General features: G+C 65.9%; 14 protein-coding genes, 1 tRNA gene and 2 rRNA genes (1 of these 17 cut by a window edge). 12 read left to right on the top strand and 5 right to left on the bottom strand.

The window, feature by feature from the left end:
• The 7 genes from DEBA_RS01560 to DEBA_RS01530 all read left to right on the top strand — a co-directional run bounded on the left by DEBA_RS01560 (nt 1) and on the right by DEBA_RS01530 (nt 5453).
• The gene (locus tag DEBA_RS01560; protein ID WP_013257143.1) at nt 1–1089 is read left to right on the top strand and encodes a FecCD family ABC transporter permease; all 1089 of its coding nucleotides are present in this window, start codon (nt 1–3) and stop codon (nt 1087–1089) included.
• Nucleotides 1089–1859 carry an ABC transporter ATP-binding protein gene (locus DEBA_RS01555; protein ID WP_013257142.1) on the top strand — a complete coding sequence of 257 codons (771 nt, stop codon included), beginning with the start codon at nt 1089–1091 and terminating at the stop codon, nt 1857–1859. The genes DEBA_RS01560 and DEBA_RS01555 overlap by 1 nt, the downstream gene beginning before the upstream one ends.
• Nucleotides 1856–2971: an ABC transporter substrate-binding protein gene (locus DEBA_RS01550; protein WP_013257141.1), complete on the top strand. Its 1116-nt coding sequence runs from the start codon at nt 1856–1858 to the stop codon at nt 2969–2971. Before DEBA_RS01555 ends, DEBA_RS01550 begins: the two co-directional genes overlap by 4 nt.
• Nucleotides 2968–3573 carry a methyltransferase domain-containing protein gene (locus DEBA_RS01545; RefSeq protein WP_013257140.1) on the top strand — a complete coding sequence of 202 codons (606 nt, stop codon included), beginning with the start codon at nt 2968–2970 and terminating at the stop codon, nt 3571–3573. Before DEBA_RS01550 ends, DEBA_RS01545 begins: the two co-directional genes overlap by 4 nt.
• A 70-nt stretch (nt 3574–3643) precedes the next feature.
• Nucleotides 3644–3739, top strand: a tRNA-Ser gene (locus DEBA_RS01540).
• Nucleotides 3740–3900: 161 nt separating this feature from the next.
• Nucleotides 3901–4674, top strand: coding sequence for an ABC transporter permease (locus DEBA_RS17560; protein ID WP_148227751.1), 774 nt, complete (start codon nt 3901–3903; stop codon nt 4672–4674).
• An 11-nt stretch (nt 4675–4685) separates the two neighbouring features.
• Nucleotides 4686–5453: an ABC transporter ATP-binding protein gene (locus DEBA_RS01530; protein WP_013257138.1), complete on the top strand. Its 768-nt coding sequence runs from the start codon at nt 4686–4688 to the stop codon at nt 5451–5453.
• Nucleotides 5454–5530: 77 nt separating this feature from the next.
• Here DEBA_RS01530 and DEBA_RS01525 read toward each other — a convergent pair whose 3' ends face one another.
• Nucleotides 5531–7171: an acyl-CoA synthetase gene (locus tag DEBA_RS01525; protein ID WP_013257137.1), complete on the bottom strand. Its 1641-nt coding sequence runs from the start codon at nt 7169–7171 to the stop codon at nt 5531–5533.
• Between the two features lie 232 nt (nt 7172–7403).
• On the opposite strand from DEBA_RS01525, the gene DEBA_RS01520 reads away from it, so the two are divergent.
• Both DEBA_RS01520 and DEBA_RS01515 read left to right on the top strand, forming a co-directional pair.
• A complete protein-coding gene (locus DEBA_RS01520) occupies nt 7404–9134 on the top strand; it encodes a sensor domain-containing diguanylate cyclase (RefSeq protein WP_013257136.1) in 1731 nt (576 codons plus the stop codon).
• A gap of 11 nt (nt 9135–9145) precedes the next feature.
• The gene (locus DEBA_RS01515; protein ID WP_013257135.1) at nt 9146–10075 is read left to right on the top strand and encodes a cation diffusion facilitator family transporter; all 930 of its coding nucleotides are present in this window, start codon (nt 9146–9148) and stop codon (nt 10073–10075) included.
• Here DEBA_RS01515 and DEBA_RS01510 read toward each other — a convergent pair.
• Nucleotides 10072–10266: a hypothetical protein gene (locus tag DEBA_RS01510; protein WP_013257134.1), complete on the bottom strand. Its 195-nt coding sequence runs from the start codon at nt 10264–10266 to the stop codon at nt 10072–10074. The two genes, DEBA_RS01515 and DEBA_RS01510, sit on opposite strands and share 4 nt — an antisense overlap.
• 58 nt (nt 10267–10324) lie before the next feature.
• Complete coding sequence (locus tag DEBA_RS01505) at nt 10325–11080, bottom strand: RNA methyltransferase (RefSeq protein WP_013257133.1); 756 nt, start codon at nt 11078–11080, stop codon at nt 10325–10327.
• 652 nt (nt 11081–11732) lie between these two features.
• Between DEBA_RS01505 and DEBA_RS01500 the strand changes: the two genes are divergently transcribed.
• The 3 genes from DEBA_RS01500 (at nt 11733) to DEBA_RS01490 (ending at nt 16213) form a co-directional block, all read left to right on the top strand.
• Complete coding sequence (locus DEBA_RS01500) at nt 11733–13088, top strand: TrpB-like pyridoxal phosphate-dependent enzyme (RefSeq protein ID WP_013257132.1); 1356 nt, start codon at nt 11733–11735, stop codon at nt 13086–13088.
• A gap of 144 nt (nt 13089–13232) precedes the next feature.
• Nucleotides 13233–14285 carry a Fic family protein gene (locus tag DEBA_RS01495; RefSeq protein ID WP_013257131.1) on the top strand — a complete coding sequence of 351 codons (1053 nt, stop codon included), beginning with the start codon at nt 13233–13235 and terminating at the stop codon, nt 14283–14285.
• Between the two features lie 143 nt (nt 14286–14428).
• Nucleotides 14429–16213: a class I adenylate-forming enzyme family protein gene (locus DEBA_RS01490; protein ID WP_013257130.1), complete on the top strand. Its 1785-nt coding sequence runs from the start codon at nt 14429–14431 to the stop codon at nt 16211–16213.
• A gap of 58 nt (nt 16214–16271) precedes the next feature.
• Here DEBA_RS01490 and rrf read toward each other — a convergent pair.
• Nucleotides 16272–16388 (bottom strand): 5S ribosomal RNA (gene rrf, locus DEBA_RS01485).
• A gap of 104 nt (nt 16389–16492) precedes the next feature.
• Nucleotides 16493–17794, bottom strand: a 23S ribosomal RNA gene (locus DEBA_RS01480) (it continues 1698 nt past the right edge of the window).

Raw genomic sequence — 17794 nt, 5'->3', positions numbered from 1 at the left:
ATGGCTGGCATGGGCCGGGGCGGGCCAGACCGCGACAACTTGACGCAGACCATCTCCCGCCCTTGGCCGATGCTGGCGGGCCTGGCCGCGGCGCTGGTGGTTTTGGCCGCCTTCGCCGCGAGCCACGGCTCCTACGCCCTTTCGCCGGGCCAGTTCTGGCAGGCGTTGTGGGGCGATGGCCCCCCGCGCCTGGGCGTGGTGCTGTGGCAGATCCGCTTGCCGCGCATCGCCGCGGCCATTGTCTGCGGCTGGGGCCTGGGCCTGGCCGGGCTGGCCCTGCAAACGCTGTTGCACAACCCCCTGGCCTCGCCGTTCACCCTGGGCTTCAGCCATGCGGCGGCCTTTGGCGCGGCTTTGGCCATCGTCTGCCTGGACGCCGGCGATCAGCTCGTCACCGCCACCCGCTCGGCGGCCCCGGCCGAGATGTTTTTGCAGGGGCCGCTGACCATCAGCCTGGGCGCTTTTCTGGCCACCATCGCCGCCTCGGCCATCATTTTGGCCCTGGCCCGGCAAAAGGCCATGTCGCCCGGAGCGGTGGTGCTGGTGGGCGTGGCCCTGTCGTCGCTGTTCGCGGCGGGCACGGTTTTGGTGCAATATCTGGCCACCGATTCCGAGATCGCCGCCGTGGTTTTCTGGAGCTTTGGCGACGTGGCCCGCTCGTCGTGGCGCGAGATCGGCCTGACGCTGGCGCCCACGGCCCTGGCCACGGCCTATCTGGCGGCCAACGGCTGGGCCATGAACGCCCTGCTGGCCGGCGAGGAGACCGCCGCCGGGCTGGGGGTCAACGGGCCGCGCTTGCGCTTTTGGGGCATGACCCTGGCCGCGCTGATCATCGCCCTGGCCACGGCCTTCAACGGCGTTATCGGCTTTCTGGGGCTGTTGGCCCCCCACGTCAGCCGCATGCTGGTGGGCGACAACCATGCCTTGCTCCTGCCGTTTTCGTGCCTGACGGGCGCGCTGCTGCTGTTGTTGGCCGACACGATGGGAAGGCTGCTGTTGGTCTCGGGGGCCATGCCGGTGGGCGTGCTGACGTCTTTTCTGGGCGCGCCGCTGTTTCTTTATCTGCTGATCAAGAGGCAAGACGACTGATGCTGCGCGTGGAAGGGCTGCAATACGCCTACAACGGCCGGCCGGTGCTGGCCGGGGTCTCCTTCGAGCTGCCGGCCGGCCAGGCCATGGGCGTGCTGGGCGTCAACGGCGCGGGCAAATCGACCCTGCTGCGCTGCCTGTGCCGCGTGATCCAGCCGGGCCGGGCGCGGGTGCTGCTGGAGGGCCGCGACATCGCCAGCCTAAACGGCGCGGCCCTGGCCCGGCGCGTGGCCCACGTGGCCCAGGGCCGGCCGCAATGCGCCCTGACCGTGGCCGAACTGGTCATGCTGGGCCGCAAGCCCCACATGAGCTGGGGCCCCGGCCCCCACGACCGCCGCGTGGTCGGCCAGGTGTTGGAGCGGCTGAACCTGAGCCATCTGGCCCGCCGGCCCATGGACCGCCTCAGCGGCGGCGAGGCCCAGAAGGCGCTCATCGCTCGGGCCCTGGCCCAAGAGCCCAAGCTGCTGCTTCTGGACGAACCCACCAGCAATCTGGACCTGGCCAACCAACTGGAGCTGATGGAAATCCTGCGTCACGAAGTCCGCGACCACGGCCTGTGCGCCCTGGTCTGCCTGCACGACCTGAACCTGGCCCTGCGGGGCATGGACCGCCTGTTGCTGCTCAAAAACGGCCAGGTCCACGCCCTTGTCGCGCCCGAGGAGCTGACCCCGGCCATCATCGCCCAGGTCTACGGCGTGGAGGCCGACATCGCCCGCGTCGGCGACAGCCCCGTGGTGCTGCCCCGGCGCAGACAGGAGAACCGCCCGTGATCCATCGCCACCGCCCGGCCCGCCGCCCCTGGCTGGCGGCCTTCGTCGCCGCCCTGCTGCTGATCGCCGCCAGCGCCGCCTCGGCCCACGAAACAACCGTCACCGACTGCCTGGGCCGGGCCATCGACCTCAATCGCCCCAACCAGCGCATCGTCTGCCTGGGGCCGGGGGCCCTGCGGCTGATCGTCTACCTGGGCGCCCACGAGCGCGTGGTCGGCGTCGAGGCCCTGGAGCGCGACTTCCCCGACGGCCGGCCCTATATCCTGGCCCAGCCAGAGCTGACCAAGCTGCCGGTGATCGGCCCCGGCGGGGTCTCGGCCATCGGCCGCATGCCCGACATGGAGGCCCTGCTGGCCGTGGCGCCCCAGCTCATCTTTGTCACCTACATGGACCGCCAGACCGCCCAGCGCCTGCAAGCGCAAAGCGGGGCCCAGGTGGTGGCCCTGGACTATGGCCCCTTCGCCTCGGTGGACACCGCGGCCCTCTTCGCCAGCCTGCGCGTGGCCGGCGCGGCCCTGGGCCGCCGCCAGCGCGCCGCCGAGATCATCGCCCTGACCCAAGGCTGGCTGGACGACCTGGCCCGGCGGGCCAAGGGCGCGCCCGACCCCGGCCCGGTCTACGTGGGCGGCGTGGGCTTCAAGGGCGTGCAGGGCCTGGAAAGCTCCGACGCCGATTACGCGCCGTTCGCCTGGCTGGGCCTGGACAACGCGGCCAAACTGGCCGGCGGCCGGGGCCACTGCTTTGTCGGCCGCGAAAAGCTCTTGACCATCGACCCTCCGACGATCTTCATGGACGCGGCCGGCATGGGCCTGCTGGCCGGCGATTGGGCCAAACGGCCCGAGTTTTATCAAGCCCTTTCGGCCTTTGGCGCGGGGCGGGTCTTTGTGCTGCACCCCTTCAACTGGTATGTGACCAACCTGGGCGTGGCCGTGGCCGACGCCTACGCCATCGGCAAGGCGCTGTGGCCCCGGCGCTTTGCCGATGTGGGGCCGGAGCAAAAAGCCGCCGAGATCCACCGCGCGCTGCTGGGCGTTTCGGTGCAGGGGGCCATGGCCAAAAAGTATGGCAAACTCGGTGAGATACCGGCTTTTATCAAGAAAGGCGCTCAATGAACAGAGAAAAGGCCGCGTTTTTCGACGCCCAAGTTGACGCGCCGTGGGCCATGGCGGCCTATGGCCCCGACGAGGTCCCCAAGATCGCGCGCCTGCGCCAAGCCGCCGCCATCGCCCCGGGCATGGCCGTTCTGGAGCCCGGCTGCGGCGCGGGCCGCCTGAGCCAACTGCTGGGCCAATGGGTGGGCCCCACGGGCCGGGTGCTGGCCATGGACATCAGCCCGGCCATGGTCGCGGCCTGCCAGCGGCGCACGCAAAATCTGCCCCAGGTCACGGCCCTGCATCTGGCCCTGGAGCAATACGACGGCCCGCCGGGCGCTTTTCAACGCGTCGTCTGCCACCAGGTCTTTCCCCACTTCGACGACAAGCCCCTGGCCCTGGCTTGCCTGCGCCGGCTGCTGGCCCCGGGCGGGTCGCTGTTGATCGTCCATTTCATCGACTGGGCCACCATCAACGACCACCACCGCAAGGCCGGCACGGTGGTGGAGGGCGACCTGATGCCGCCGCTGGCCGCCATGGCCCCCATGATCGAGGCCGTGGGCCTGCGCGTGGACCTGTTCGCCGACGACGAGCTGGGCTATCTGCTGCGGGCCAAGGGCTGAAAAGGGTCGCCCGGCGCGTGCTGTTGGCCCTTGCCAGGGGCGACGCGGCCGGGTAAGATATGCCTGCCGCGGAGAGGTACCGAAGTCCGGTCGTAACGGGCCCGACTCGAAATCGGGTTAGCGGCTAATCCCCGCTACGTGGGTTCGAATCCCACCCTCTCCGCCATCTTTTTTTTCGCGCCGTGGCCGGGCGAAATCCCCCCGGACGACGCCAGCCCACGGCCGCCCCGCTGGCCCCGCCGCGCTCGCCGCTGGAAACGCCCCACCAACCTGAAGCGCCGCGTGGCCGCGGGCGGTATTGGCCCAAACCAGCTCTGGACTTGCCGCATGCCGCTGACCGATATCGCCGACGGTTGGAAACGCCGCTCGAACTGGGCCTATCTGGCCTACAGCGACCTCAAGCACAACTACAACCGCACCCTGCTGGGGCCGCTCTGGGCCTCGTTGCAGTGGGGCCTGACCATCGTCATCAAGGGCTTTGTCTTCGCGCTGATCTTCAAGGTCGAACTGGCCAGTTATCTGCCCTTTCTGACCGTGGGCCTGTTGTTGTGGCAGTGGATGTCCAACATGATGACCCAGGGCGTGACGGTGTTCATCACCAACCGGGCGATCATCGAAAGCATCAGCATGCCGATGTCGTTTCACGTCTTCCGCTCGGTGTTCTTTTTGTTTTTGTATTTTTGCAATCACATGGTGGTGTTCGCCATCGTGGCCGTGGTCTTTCGGGTGGCGGTCTCGGCGGTGAGTTTTCTGGCCATCGGCGGCGTGGCGCTGATCTACCTCTCGGGCCTGTGCGTGGTGGCCGTCTTCGGCGTGGCCGGCGCGCGCATCCGCGACGTCATCCCCCTGGTGGGCGCGCTGGTCAACCTGGGCTTTTTCGTCACGCCGATCATGTGGCAGCGCGAAATGCTGGGCGCGCGCACCTGGATCGCCGACTGGAACCCGCTCTACCACTACATCGAGCTGGTGCGGGCCCCCCTTCTGGGCCAGGCCCCGGCCGAGCTTTCCTGGTGGGTGGCCGGCGGCTGCACGGCCGGGCTGCTGCTGGTGGCCCTGGCCGTGTTCGGGCGCTACCGCAAACAGATTCCCTATTGGCTCTAGAGGGCTTGGCCATGGCGCACATCAGGCTTTCCAACGTCTCGGTGGAGTTCCCCGTCTACAAGCTGGGCGACCGTCGCGCCTCCGGCGGCGGCCAGCGCAAGAAGTTCGCCAGCGGCGGCCAAATCTTTCGCGGCAAGGCCAGCCGGGTCATGGTCCGCGCCCTGGAAGACGTCAACCTGGAGATCGCCGAAAACGAGCGGGTGGGCCTGCTGGGCCTCAACGGCGCGGGCAAGACCACCCTGCTGCGCACCGTGGCCGGTCTGCGCCCGGCCGCCCGCGGCGTGGTGGACACCCAGGGCGGCGTGCAGGCCCTGTTCAACATCCACGCCGGCCTGGACGGTGGCCGCACCGGCTACGAAAACATCTTTTACATGGGCATGTTGCGCGGCCTTAGCAAAAAACAGACCGAGGACATCATCCCCGACATCGAAGAGTTCACCGAGCTGGGCGAATACCTCAACATGCCCGTGTCCACCTACTCGCAGGGCATGCAGGTGCGCCTGGGCTTCGCCCTGGTCACGGCCATCAACCCCGAGATTTTGCTCTTGGACGAGGCCATCGGCACCGGTGACGCCGTGTTCATCCAAAAAGTGCGCGCCCGTTTCCAAAAGCTGATGAACACCGCCTCCATCGTCCTGATCGCCTCCCACTCGCTGGACGTGCTGCGCTCGACCTGCAACCGCCTGCTGTGGCTCGACCGCGGCCGGGTCAAGATCGACGACACCACCGACAACGTGCTCAAGGCCTACATGGAGGCCCTGCTGAACCCCGACGCCTGAACCGCCGCCGGCCGCGCGAAACAAAGGCGGCGCCAGGCTCCCGCCCGACGCCGCCGTCAAAGCCTGGCGGCCGCGCGCTATTTTTCGGCCCGCAGCTCCCGCCGCAGGATCTTGCCGCTGATGGTCTTGGGCAGGGTCTGACGATACTCGATGATGCGCGGGTATTTGTAGGGCGCGGTGCTGGTTTTGACGTGGTCCTGAATCTCTTTGGTCAACTCGTCGGAGGGCGCCAAGCCCTTGGCCAGCACGACAAAGGCCTTGACCACCACGCCACGCACGCCGTTGGGGTCGGGCGCGCCGACCACGGCGCACTCGGCCACGGCCGGATGCTCCAAAAGCACCGACTCCACCTCGAATGGCCCGATGCGATAGCCCGAGCTTTTGATGATGTCGTCGTTGCGGCCCACGAACCAGAAATAGCCTTCCTCGTCGCGGTAGGCCCGATCGCCGGTGTAGTAGAAATCGCCGCGGAACGAGGCGGCCATGGCCTCGTCGTCGCGCCAATACTCCATCATCAGGCCCGGCGGGCGCTGGCCGCCCAGATAAAGGGCGATGTATCCTTCCTCATTGGGCGCCAGCTCCACGCCGTTTTCGTCGACGACGCGCATGTCGTGGCCGGGCGTGGGCAGGCCGACGCTGCCATACTTCAGCGGCATGAACTCGTAGTTGGAGATCAGGCTGACCGTCTCGGTCTGGCCGTAGAAATCGTAGATGTCCAGGCCCGTGCCGTCGCGCCAGGCCTTGATCACCTCGGGGTTCATGGGCTCGCCGGCGCTGAGGCAGCGGCGCAGGGTGAAGTTGTAGGCCTTCAAATCCTGCTGGATGAGCATGCGATAAACCGTTGGCGGGGCGCAGAATGTCGTCACGCCGTAGCGCTCCATGGCCTTGAGGGTGTTTTCGGGGCTGAAGCCGCTGGCGCTTTTGCGCTGCAAAATGGCCGCGCCCACCAACATCTGGCCGAAGAGCTTGCCCCAGGCGGCCTTGGCCCAGCCCGTCTCCGAGATCGTCCAATGCAGGTCGGTGGGCTTTAGCCCCAAGACGTAGCGCGCGGTGACCTCGTGGCCCAGGGGATAGGCGTGGCTGTGCAAGACCATCTTGGGCTGGCCGGTGGTGCCGCTGGTGAAATACAAAAGCATGGGGTCGGCCGGGCTGACCTGGCCCAGACACCCGCGCTCCAGGCGGGCCGGGGCGGCGGCCATCGCGGCTTCGTAGTCGACCCAGCCGGGGGCCTTGTCGCCCACGACCAGCTTGTGCTTGAGCGTGGGGCACTGGCGGGCCACCTCGTCGACGCGGGCCACGTGGTCCAGGTCGGTGATGACCATGGCCGCCTCGGCTCGGTTGACGCGGTAGCTGATGTCCTTGGCCGTCAGGAGCACCGTGCCCGGCATGGGCACGACCCCCAGCTTGAACATGGCGATCATGGCCACGTACCACTGGGGAATGCTGTGCAGGATGATCAGGACGCGATCGCCTTTTTTCAGGCCCAGGTCGACAAGCACGTTGGCGAAGCGGTCGGACAGGCGGCTGAGCTCGAAAAAGCTCATGTGCTCGGCGTGCTCGCCGTCCTCGCTCAGCGACAATACGGCCAGCTTGGTGCGATCGGCGGCCCACGTGTCCACCACGTCGAAGCCGAAGTTGAAATCCGCCGGGACATTCCACGCGAACTGCTGGAATATCCGATGATACTCGGCTGTTCTGCCGGTTTCGAACTGCGCCATGGTCCTTCCTCTCCCGGCGGCCGCGCGGGCCCGCGCCATTGCGACAAGCGCGGCCAATTGAGGTCGCAACCCGTGGAAGATATCGCAAGATATCGATTTTGGCAAATTCAACGCCGCCGGTTTAGTGGCCTTGGCGACCCGGCACAAAGCTGTTTTCCTGGGCGCGGCGTGATGATACTTTATCCTCACCCGGCGGCCGCCTCACGACCCGCCGACCAGAGGAGCGCGCCCCATGCCCAGACGCCTGGCCATCGTCGTTTTCGCCGCCCTGCTGGCGCTGCCGCGCCTCGCCGAGGCGGCGTCGCTGGTCGTCTCGCCACGGATGACCGATCTCAACCTCAGCGCGGCCATGGAATACCTGCCCGACCCCCACAACAACCTGAGCCTGGCCCAGGTCAGCGCCCCACCCCTGCGCCAGGCTTTCCGGCCCGGCGGGCCGACGGGCCTGGTTCTGCCCAAGGACATCGATTACTATTGGCTGCGCCTGCGCGTGCGGGCGGCCGACGATTGGCCGGACCACGGACCGGGCTGGGTGCTCTTCTCCGACAACATTTATTTGCAGGAACTGACGCTCCACCAGCCGCCAGGGCCCGACGGCCGGCGTCACGTCCAGGCCGGCGGCGGCATGTACCAGCCCTTTGCCTGGCGGCAACTGGCCGGGCGCTATCCGGCCTTTTTGCTGCCCCGGCCCCAGCCCGGCCAAGAGCTGGAAATCTTTTTACGCATGCGCACCGTGCCGGTGATCCCCATCGCCTTTTTCGGCGATTCGCTGGCGGCCCACACCGCCGGGGCCCTGGCCGACGACTATGTCTTTGGCCTGTGCTTCGGCGTGCTGCTGACGATGATCATCTACAACCTGTTTCTCGGCATCAGCCTGCGCGACCGGGCTTATCTGGTTTACGTGCTTTATATTTTCGGCATGCTGGCCGCCGGGCTGTTCATGTACGGCCAGGCCCAGATGCTCTGGGACTTCCAATCGGAGCTTTACGGCCGCCTGTTCTGGTTCTTCATGGGCTGGCTGACCTGCATGGCCTACGCCTTCATGCGCGTGTTCCTGGGGCTGCGGCCGCTGGCCCCCCGGTTGGACGCGCTGTTGCGCGCCTGCATGGCCTACGGCCTGGTCATCAGCCTGCTGGGACTTTTCGCGCAATATCATCTGGCCTGGGCTCTGACCACGGCCTCGGGCTTTTTCTCGCCCGTGCTGGCCGTGCTGGCCGGCGTGATGGCCCTGCGGGCCGGTTATCGGCCGGCGCGCTATTACCTGGCCGCCTGGTCGATCTTGGCGCTGGCCACTTTCATCTTCGTGCTGCGCGAGGTGGGGCTGATCGACGGCGGCGATCTGGTGCGGCGCAGCCTGCTGGTGGGTTCGGCCCTGGAGTCGATGCTGCTGTCGTTGGCCCTGGCCGACCGCATCCGCCTGTTGCGCCAGGAAAAAGACATCCTGCGCCACCGCGCGCTGCTGCTGGGCCGCCTCAGCCAGACCGACGGCCTGACCGGCCTTTTCAACAAGCGCCACTTTGACCAGGAATTGCTGGCCCAGGTCCGCCGCGCCAGCGAAAGCGGCGCGCCGCTGTGCCTTTTGATGCTCGACGTCGACGACTTCAAGGCCTTCAACGACAACCACGGCCACCCGGCCGGCGACCAGGTCTTGCAGGCCTTGGCCGAGACCATCCGCGCCTCGCTGCGCCAGGCCGACGCCGCCTTCCGCTACGGCGGCGAGGAGTTCGCCGTGCTCTTGCCCGACATGAGCGCCGAGCAGGCCGCCGCCGTGGGCCAGCGCATCCGCCAGACCTTCGCCTGCCAAAGCTTCCTCACCGCGCACGGGGCGGTGAGCTGCGGCGTCAGCCTGGGCCTGGCCTGCCTGGGCCAAGGCGAGGACGCGGCGTCGCTATTGCGCCGCGCCGACGCGGCCCTTTATCAAGCCAAGCGCCAGGGCAAAAACCGCCTGGCCACGGCCGGTTGAGGCGAGATACCATGGCCGGCGGCTCCAAGAAAGTCATTTACGCGGCCCTGGCCGGCAACGCGCTCATCGCCCTGACCAAGTTTGGCGCGGCCGCCCTCACCGGCAGTTCGGCCATGCTTTCCGAGGGCGTGCACTCGCTGGTCGACACCGGCAACCAACTGCTGTTGCTGCACGGCCTGCGCCGCGCCCAGCGGCCGGCCGACGCGCGCTTTCCCTTTGGCCACGCCAGGGAGGTCTATTTCTGGAGCTTTGTCGTGGCCATTTTGATCTTTGGCCTGGGCGCGGGGGTATCGATCTACGAGGGCGTCTTGCACTGCCTAGAGCCGACGCCGCTGACCTCGCCGGTCTACAGCTTTATCGTGCTGGGCCTGGCGCTGATCTTCGAGGGCGTGGCCTGGACCATGGCCCTGGGCGAGTTTCGCCGCAAAAAAGGCGGCCAGGGCTATATCCGCGCCGTGCGGCGCAGCAAGGATCCGGCGCTGATGGTGGTGCTCTTCGAGGACAGCGCGGCCATGGCCGGGCTGCTGGCGGCCTTTGGCGGCGTGGCGCTCTACGCCCTCACCGGCAACCACTACTTCGACGGCGGGGCCTCGATCGTCATCGGGCTGATCCTGGCCGGCACGGCGACCTGGCTGGCGGTGGAGACCAAGGGCCTGCTCATCGGCGAGGGGGCCATGCCCGAGGTGCTGGCCCAGGTGCGCGGCATCGTCCTGGCCGCGCCGGAGGTCGTCGGCCTGGGCCGGCTGCTGACCATGCACCTGGGCCCCGAGGACGTGCTGCTAAATCTGGCCCTGGACTTTGACGACCGCCTGGACGCCGGCCAGATCGAGGCGGCCGTGGCCCGGCTGGACCAGGGCATCCGCGCCGCGCTGCCGCAGATCAAGCAGGTCTTCATCGAGGCCCGGAGTTCGGCCGACGATCGAGCGGAGGCCCCGGTCTAACCGCGCTTCCAGGCGGCCCAGGCTTTGGCCTCGGCCTGGGCGGCGGTGGCGGCGCTTTCGCGCACGGTGCGTTTGCCGTCGCTGATGGTGGCCGTGTAATAGACATCGTTGCCGCCGGTCAGGCTGACGAGCGCGCCCAAGACGGCCGGCACGCCGTGTCGTTTATCCACCTTGCAGATAGGCTTGGCCATTTCATCCCCCCCGAATAAAGCTTATACCCCAGCATAACCCGGCGGTGCGGCGGCGCGGCTAGTCTTTTCGGGCCAGGCGGCCGTGCAGCCAGTTGACCTGGCGGGCCACGCCGCGCCAGGCGCGCACTTCCTTGCTGGTCATGGCGGCGCGCTCCAGGGGGGCCTTGAGCAGGCGCATGAAATGGGCGGGGTTGTTGGCGTCGAGGTGGCCGATGTTGACAAAGGCCTCTTGCAGGTGGGCCAGCAGGGCCTGGATCTCGCCCAGGGGCGCGGGCGTGGGCAGCTTGCGGCGCTCCAGGCCCGCGCCGTTTTCGGCGGCCAGGCGCAGCTCGTAGGCCAAGACGATCACCGACTGGGCCAGGTTGAGGCTGCTGGCCTGACTGGTGGGGATGTTGATCGACAGGCGGCAGAGGTCGACTTGCTCGTGGCTAAGGCCGCGATCCTCCGGGCCGAAGACCACGGCCACCGGGCCGCGCCGCGCCCAGGTCATGATCTCGGGGGCGGCCTGGCGCGGCGGGATCAGCGCGCCGCGCCGCTCGCCCAGGCGGGCGGTGGTGGCGGCGGCGGCCACGCAATCGGCCAGGGCCGCGGCCAGTGAATCGCTGACGGTCATCGACTCCAGCACCCGTTGGCCTTGGGCGGTGGCCAGGGCGCGCATGGGTTTGTCCGTCAGGTCGGCCGGATCGACCAGGCGCAGGCCGCCCAGGCCCATGTTGGCCACGGCCCGGGCCGCCGCGCCGATGTTCTCGGGCACGCGGGGCCGCACCAGCACCACGAAGACGTTTTGCAGCAGATCCAAAAGCGCCAGATCCATTTTTCGTCCGGGCCAAGGTTTGAGTGACGGCGTTCAAAGATAGCGCAGAGCCGCTCCGGGGGCAAGGCTTTGGCCGGCGGGCGGCGCGGTCCCGGCCGGTCATGCTCGCCGCCGGCGCGGCGCGGCCCCGGTGTGAAGCATGCAATGAATAGACGTTCATGCTTTTCTGAGGTCGGCCCGTCGCCAGAGGTCAATTTTATTTTTTACTCAAAAATATATTTATCACGACGCGGATTTTGCCGTCAACAAATGCCCTTAAAGCGCTCAAACCCTATTTTTCCTCGTTTTTTGTACGCAAGAAATATAAATTTATTTACTATTGAATATTGTCGTGCTTGCTAAAAATGGCTGGTTTTTTTGCGCTAGCCTGTGGCGCGACGCGGCCGCCAGGTGGTTCGAACGCGACGCGACGCATCGTCCAAGCCACCGAGAAACTTCCGCCACGACGGGCTTGACATCGTCATTAAACTGAGGTACACAGTATACAATTAAGCAGTGGCAATAGCGGGCTCAGGCCTGGAGCCAATCGCGGCGGCGCTCGCCGCGCGGCCCAGCGCCATCCGAGGGCCCGCCACTTTTGTGGATATGCGCTTTGCTCGCCGGGCCGCCCGGAGACGGAGCTTGTAACCCTCAGCAAGGAAAAACGCGAACCATGAAACCGGTTAAAACCCTACTGTCCGAACAGGACATGCCCAAACAGTGGTACAACATCCAGGCCGACCTGCCCACGCCCCTGGCTCCGCCCTACCATCCGGCGACCATGCAGATCGTCACCCCCGAGCAGATGAACGTCATTTTTCCCATGTCGCTCATCGAGCAAGAAATGAGTGACAAGCGTTGGTGGGAGATTCCCGACGAGGTCTTGCAGATCCTGGCCCTGTGGCGGCCGACCCCCTTGCAACGGGCCTACAACCTGGAAAAGGCCCTGGGCACGCCGGCCAAGATCTACTTCAAGAACGAGTCCGTCAGCCCGGCCGGCTCGCACAAGCCCAACACCTCGGTGCCCCAGGCCTACTATAATAAGAAGGAAGGCATCAAGCGCATCGCCACCGAGACCGGCGCCGGCCAGTGGGGCAGCGCCATGAGCCTGGCCACCAACATGTTTGGCATCGAGTGCACCGTCTACATGGTGCGCGTCAGTTACGACCAGAAACCATATCGCAAGTCGATGATCAACACCTGGGGCGCGGAGATCTTCGCCAGCCCCAGCACTCAGACCGAGTCCGGCCGCAAGATTCTGGCCGAAGACCCCGACAGCCCCGGCTCCCTGGGCCTGGCCATCAGCGAAGCCGTGGAGGACGCCGCCGGCCGCGCCGACACCAACTACGCCCTGGGCTCGGTGCTCAACCACGTCTGCATGCACCAGACCATCATCGGCGAAGAGGCCCTGCGTCAGTTCAAGGCCATCGGCGAGAAACCCGACGTGGTCATTGGCTGCATCGGCGGCGGCTCCAACTTCGCCGGCATCGCCTTCCCCTTCCTGCGCGAAAAAATGGCCGGCATGGACGTGCGCGTCCTGGCCATCGAGCCGGCCAGTTGCCCCACCGTGACCAAGGGCGTCTACGCCTATGATTACGGCGACATGGCCCATATGGCCCCCATCGTGATGATGCACACCCTGGGCCACACCTTCATGCCGCCCAGCATCCACGCCGGCGGCCTGCGCTACCACGGCATGGCCCCCACCGTCAGCCGCGTGGTCGAGGACGGCCTGGTCGAGGCCCGGGCCATCACCCAGCTGGAGTGTTTTGAATCGGGCGTGCTCTTTGCCCGCACCGAGGGCATCATCCCCGCCCCCGAGTCCACCCACGCCATCCGCGGCGCGGTGGAGGAAGCGCTCATCGCCAAGGAAGAGGGCAAGGAAAAAACGATCTTGTTCAACCTCTCCGGCCACGGCCACTTCGACATGTCGTCCTACGACGCCTACTTTGCCGGCAAACTGCACAACTATCGCTATCCGCAAGAGCTGGTCGACGAGGCCCTCAAGCACCTGCCCAAGGTCGGCTGAGCCGCCGCCGGGCAAGCCAACGTCATCCAGGGGAGGGCTCGGCCGCGCGCCGGGCCTTCCCCTTTTTTCGCGGACGCATTTTTTGTTGGGCCTTGTGCGCTTTTTGTAATACATTTTTTGCTAATGTCGCATGCTGGAGCACCAATGGCCCAGAGCAAGGCCGGCTTGGCCGAACGCTTTTCCCTAGACCCGCACACCGCCGACGCCCTGGCCCAGGCCGAGCGCTGGTTGGGCCGCCTGGCCATGCTGGAGGCGCTGTGGCCCCAGTGGGCCGGCTTTGCCCGTGGGCCGCTGGCGGCCATGGCCGCCCTGGATCAGCTACAAGCCCGAGGCCTGGACCTGGAGCCGGTGGAGCTTTTGGCCCTGGGCCCCGAGCCTCGGCCGACGCGGCCCGGCAAACCCCTGCGCCTGGCCGTGGGCCACGTGGCCAGCCTGCGCCTGGCGGAGTCCGCGCCGCTGGATCAGGCCCTGAGCCCGGCCCTGGTCGGGGCCGTGCTTTGCGGGTTGGAGGCCCCCCAGCTCAGCCGGGCCCAGCGCCAAGACCCGTGGGAGCTGCAAAATCAGCCGGCCGGCGGCGCGCTCTGGGGCCAGGCCCGGCGCTGGCTGGCCGTCGGCCTGCCGGCGCTGGTGGTTGCCGGCCTGACCCTGGCCAGTTGGGAGCGCGAAGGCCCCGACGATCCCCGCCGCTCGGCGGCCGGCCAGGTGTTGTTATATGGCTTGGCTCCGCGCCTGGGCCTGCCGGCGGCGGCTTTTTTGCGCCTGCGCCCGGCCCTGGAGCTGGCCAGCGCCCAGCAACCCGGCGGCTGCCAGGGGCTTTTGCACCTGGTGCGGCGCAGCGGGGCATGGCGCACCTGGCTGCTGGTGTTTTTGCGGGCCTGCGGCCAGGCGGCTCGCCTGGCCAGCGACAGCGGCCTGGCCGCCTATCAACTGCAAGTCGAAAACGCCGACCTGGTGCGCACTTGGGTGCGCGCGCCTCGCCATCCCCTGCGGCTGCTTGACCTGCTGGTCAGCCTCCCCGTGATCGACCTGCCCACCGTGGCCCAACAGCTCGGCGTCACCCAACGCACGGCCGGCTTGCTGGTCAGCAAGCTGCTGGAGATGGGCCTGCTGGTCGAAGTCACCGGCCAGCGGCGCGGCCGGCGCTTCGCCTACTCGCCGCTGATCAACCTGCTGTGGCCACCGCTGGCCGAGGCGTGAGCACATCGTCGCTGGCAGCTATTTTATAGCTACACGATAACCCCGCTTGACATAGCACATATGCGGTGATTTATGCTGGGCCATCACCCACGGCGCGGCCTCGCCGGCCCGCGCCCCCCGCTCCTTTTCGTGGAGGATGGCTTATGTGCGCGATCATGGCCCCCCGGTTCGTGGCTGGCGCGGCGTTTTACGACGCGGCGTTTTGGCAATGCTACCAGCGCTTGGGTTATCCCCGGCAGTGGTTGGAGCAGGGCCAGGCCATCGAGCCCCACCTTTCGTACGTGGTCTCGCACCCCAGTTGGTACATGGAGGAGGTTCCCGCGCCGCCGCTGATTTCCATCTACGAGCTTTTCGCGCGGACAGTGGCCGCCCACCGCGACGAGATCGCCGTGGTGTTCATGGACAAGGCCATCACCTACGGCCAGCTCGACGATTTGATCAGCCGCTACGCCGGCTGGCTGACCGCTCTGGGCCTGGGCCGCGGCGACGTGGCGGCGGCGATGCTGCCCAATTCGCTGCAACACGTCATCGCCTTTTACGGCGCGGCCAAGGCCGGCGTGACCCATTGCCCGATCAACGTGATGTACCAGGCCGACGAGGTGGCCTATCAATTGAAAGACTGCGGGGCCAAGGCCATCGTGGCGCTGGATCTGCTCTACGACAAGATCCGCCCGTCGGCGGGTCAACTGCAGGGCGCGCTGGTGACCAACATCAAGGACTGGGCGGCCGACGATTGCGTTGTTCCGGCGGCGATAAAGTTCTTGTGGGATATCCCCAAAACGCCGGTGGATGGCGCGGCCGACTTTTTCGCGACCCTGGCCCAGGCCGCGCCCCTGGCCCAGGCCGCCCCTTGCGCGCCCAACGACGACGTGGCCCTGCTGCTCTACACCGCCGGCACCACCGGCAAATCCAAGGGCGTCATCGAAACCCACTTCAACATGGTCTACAACTCGCTGACCCACACCCACGCCTTTCGCACCTGGGGCCCCCGCGAGGTCAATTTCTCGATCATGCCGATGTTTCACACGGCCGGCTATTTCCTGCATTTACTGCCGGTGTTTTATCAGGGCGGCACGGTGATCCCCATCCCCATGTTCGACGTGGCCGACTGTTTCCGCATCATCGAAACATACGGCGTCAACGTGATTTTCGCGCCGCCCACCTTGTTCATCGCCCTGTTGCAGCGGCCCGAGCTGGTGGCGGCCAGCGATCTGTCGAGCATCAAGGTGACCATCGGCTGCGGCGCGCCGGTGCCGCCGGCCTTGCAGGAGCAGTGGGAGGCGGCCACGGGCGCGCGGCTGGTCAATGGCTGGGGCATGACCGAGACCAACAGCGGCGGAATCATCAGCACGCCGGGCATCAAGGACAACATCACGGCCATCGGCGTGCCGTTGTTTTCGGAGGTGCTGATCGTCGGCGACGATGGCAAGCCGGCGCCGCGCGGCCAGCAGGGCGAGATATGGTATCGCGGGTTGCAATTGGCCAGGGGCTATCTGAACAAGCCCCAGCAGACGGCCGAGGCCTTTCTGCCCGACGGCTGGTTTCGCACCGGCGACCGGGGCTACGTGGACGAGGCCGATTTCGTGCATTTTGTCGATCGCATCAAGGACTTGATCGTGGCCTCGGGCTACAACGTGGCCCCGGTGGAGATCGAGGACGTGCTCTATCAGCATCCGGCGGTGGCCGAGGCCGCGGTGATCGGCGTGGCCGACGCCTATCGCGGCGAGACGATCAAGGCCTACGTGGTGTTGAAAGCCGAGGCCGCCGAAGTGGATGAGGCGGCGCTATTGGCCCACTGCAAGGAGCGCCTGGCCACCTTCAAGGCGCCGCGCCAGGTGGAGATCCGTCAGCAACTACCCAAAAGCGCGGTGGGCAAGATCCTGCGGCGGGTGCTGCGCGAGGAGCACGAGCGGGAAGCGGCGCGCTGAGGCCCGCCGAGCAACAGAAAAAGCCCCCGTCTCGGCTGAGACGGGGGCTTGAAGATTAATCCGGCGGCGACCTACTCTCCCACAAAGGAAACCTTGCAGTACCATCGGCGCTGTAGAGCTTAACTTCCGTGTTCGGGATGGGAACGGGTGTGGCCTCTACGCTATCGCCACCGGAAACTTTATGTCGTTTTCAGGGGTGATCTGGCAATCGAAGTAGAGTAAGAAGCACATTGCACAACGCTTTGGCCGAGTCTGGCGAGTTTCTTTGAAGATGTTAAAGTGACCAAGCCTCACGGGCGATTAGTATCGGTCAGCTGAACACATTGCTGTGCTTACACCTCCGACCTATCAACCTTGTAGTCTTCAAGGGCCCTTCAGTCCCCGAAGGGAAGGGAAATCTTATCTTGAAGGGGGCTTCCCGCTTAGATGCTTTCAGCGGTTATCCCTTCCGGACATAGCTACCCAGCGATGCCGTTGGCACGACAACTGGCACACCAGTGGTCCGTCCACTCCGGTCCTCTCGTACTAGGAGCAGCTCTTCTCAAATTTCCTACGCCCACAGCAGATAGGGACCGAACTGTCTCACGACGTTCTAAACCCAGCTCACGTACCGCTTTAATTGGCGAACAGCCAAACCCTTGGGACCGGCTCCAGCCCCAGGATGCGATGAGCCGACATCGAGGTGCCAAACCTCCCCGTCGATGTGAACTCTTGGGGGAGATAAGCCTGTTATCCCCGGGGTACCTTTTATCCGTTGAGCGATGGCCCTTCCATGCGGAACCACCGGATCACTAAGACCTACTTTCGTACCTGCTCGACCCGTCGGTCTCGCAGTCAAGCTCCCTTATGCCTTTACACTCTATGGCTGGTTTCCAATCAGCCTGAGGGAACCTTCGCGCGCCTCCGTTACTCTTTGGGAGGCGACCGCCCCAGTCAAACTACCCACCAGACACTGTCCCCGATCCCGATAAGGGACCAAGGTTAGATTCCTAAGATAGCAAGGGTGGTATTTCAAGGATGGCTCCACCGAAACTAGCGTCCCGGTTTCATAGCCTCCCACCTATCCTACACATGCTAGCCCAAAAACCAATGTCAAGCTGTAGTAAAGGTCCACGGGGTCTTTCCGTCTTGCTGCGGGTAGACGGCATCTTCACCGCCACTACAATTTCGCTGAGTCCCTGGCTGAGACAGTGGGGAAGTCGTTACGCCATTCGTGCAGGTCGGAACTTACCCGACAAGGAATTTCGCTACCTTAGGACCGTTATAGTTACGGCCGCCGTTTACCGGGGCTTCGGTTCAAGGCTTCTCCAGTAAACCAGATAACCTCTCCCCTTAACCTTCCGGCACCGGGCAGGCGTCAGACCCTATACGTCATCTTGCGACTTGGCAGAGTCCTGTGTTTTTAGTAAACAGTCGCTACCCCCATTTCTCTGCGACCCCCTTCGGCTCATGAAGCAAGTTCAATCACCTAACGAGGGCACACCTTCTCCCGAAGTTACGGTGTTATTTTGCCGAGTTCCTTAGCCAGAGTTCTCTCAAGCGCCTCGGGTTACTCACCCTGCCCACCTGTGTCGGTTTACG

Origin of the sequence: Desulfarculus baarsii DSM 2075 (assembly GCF_000143965.1) — a bacterium.
In the GTDB taxonomy this organism is placed as follows: domain Bacteria; phylum Desulfobacterota; class Desulfarculia; order Desulfarculales; family Desulfarculaceae; genus Desulfarculus; species Desulfarculus baarsii.
The sequence above is the reverse complement of the archived record's forward strand: the minus strand, read 5'-3'. Positions and strand labels throughout refer to the sequence as shown.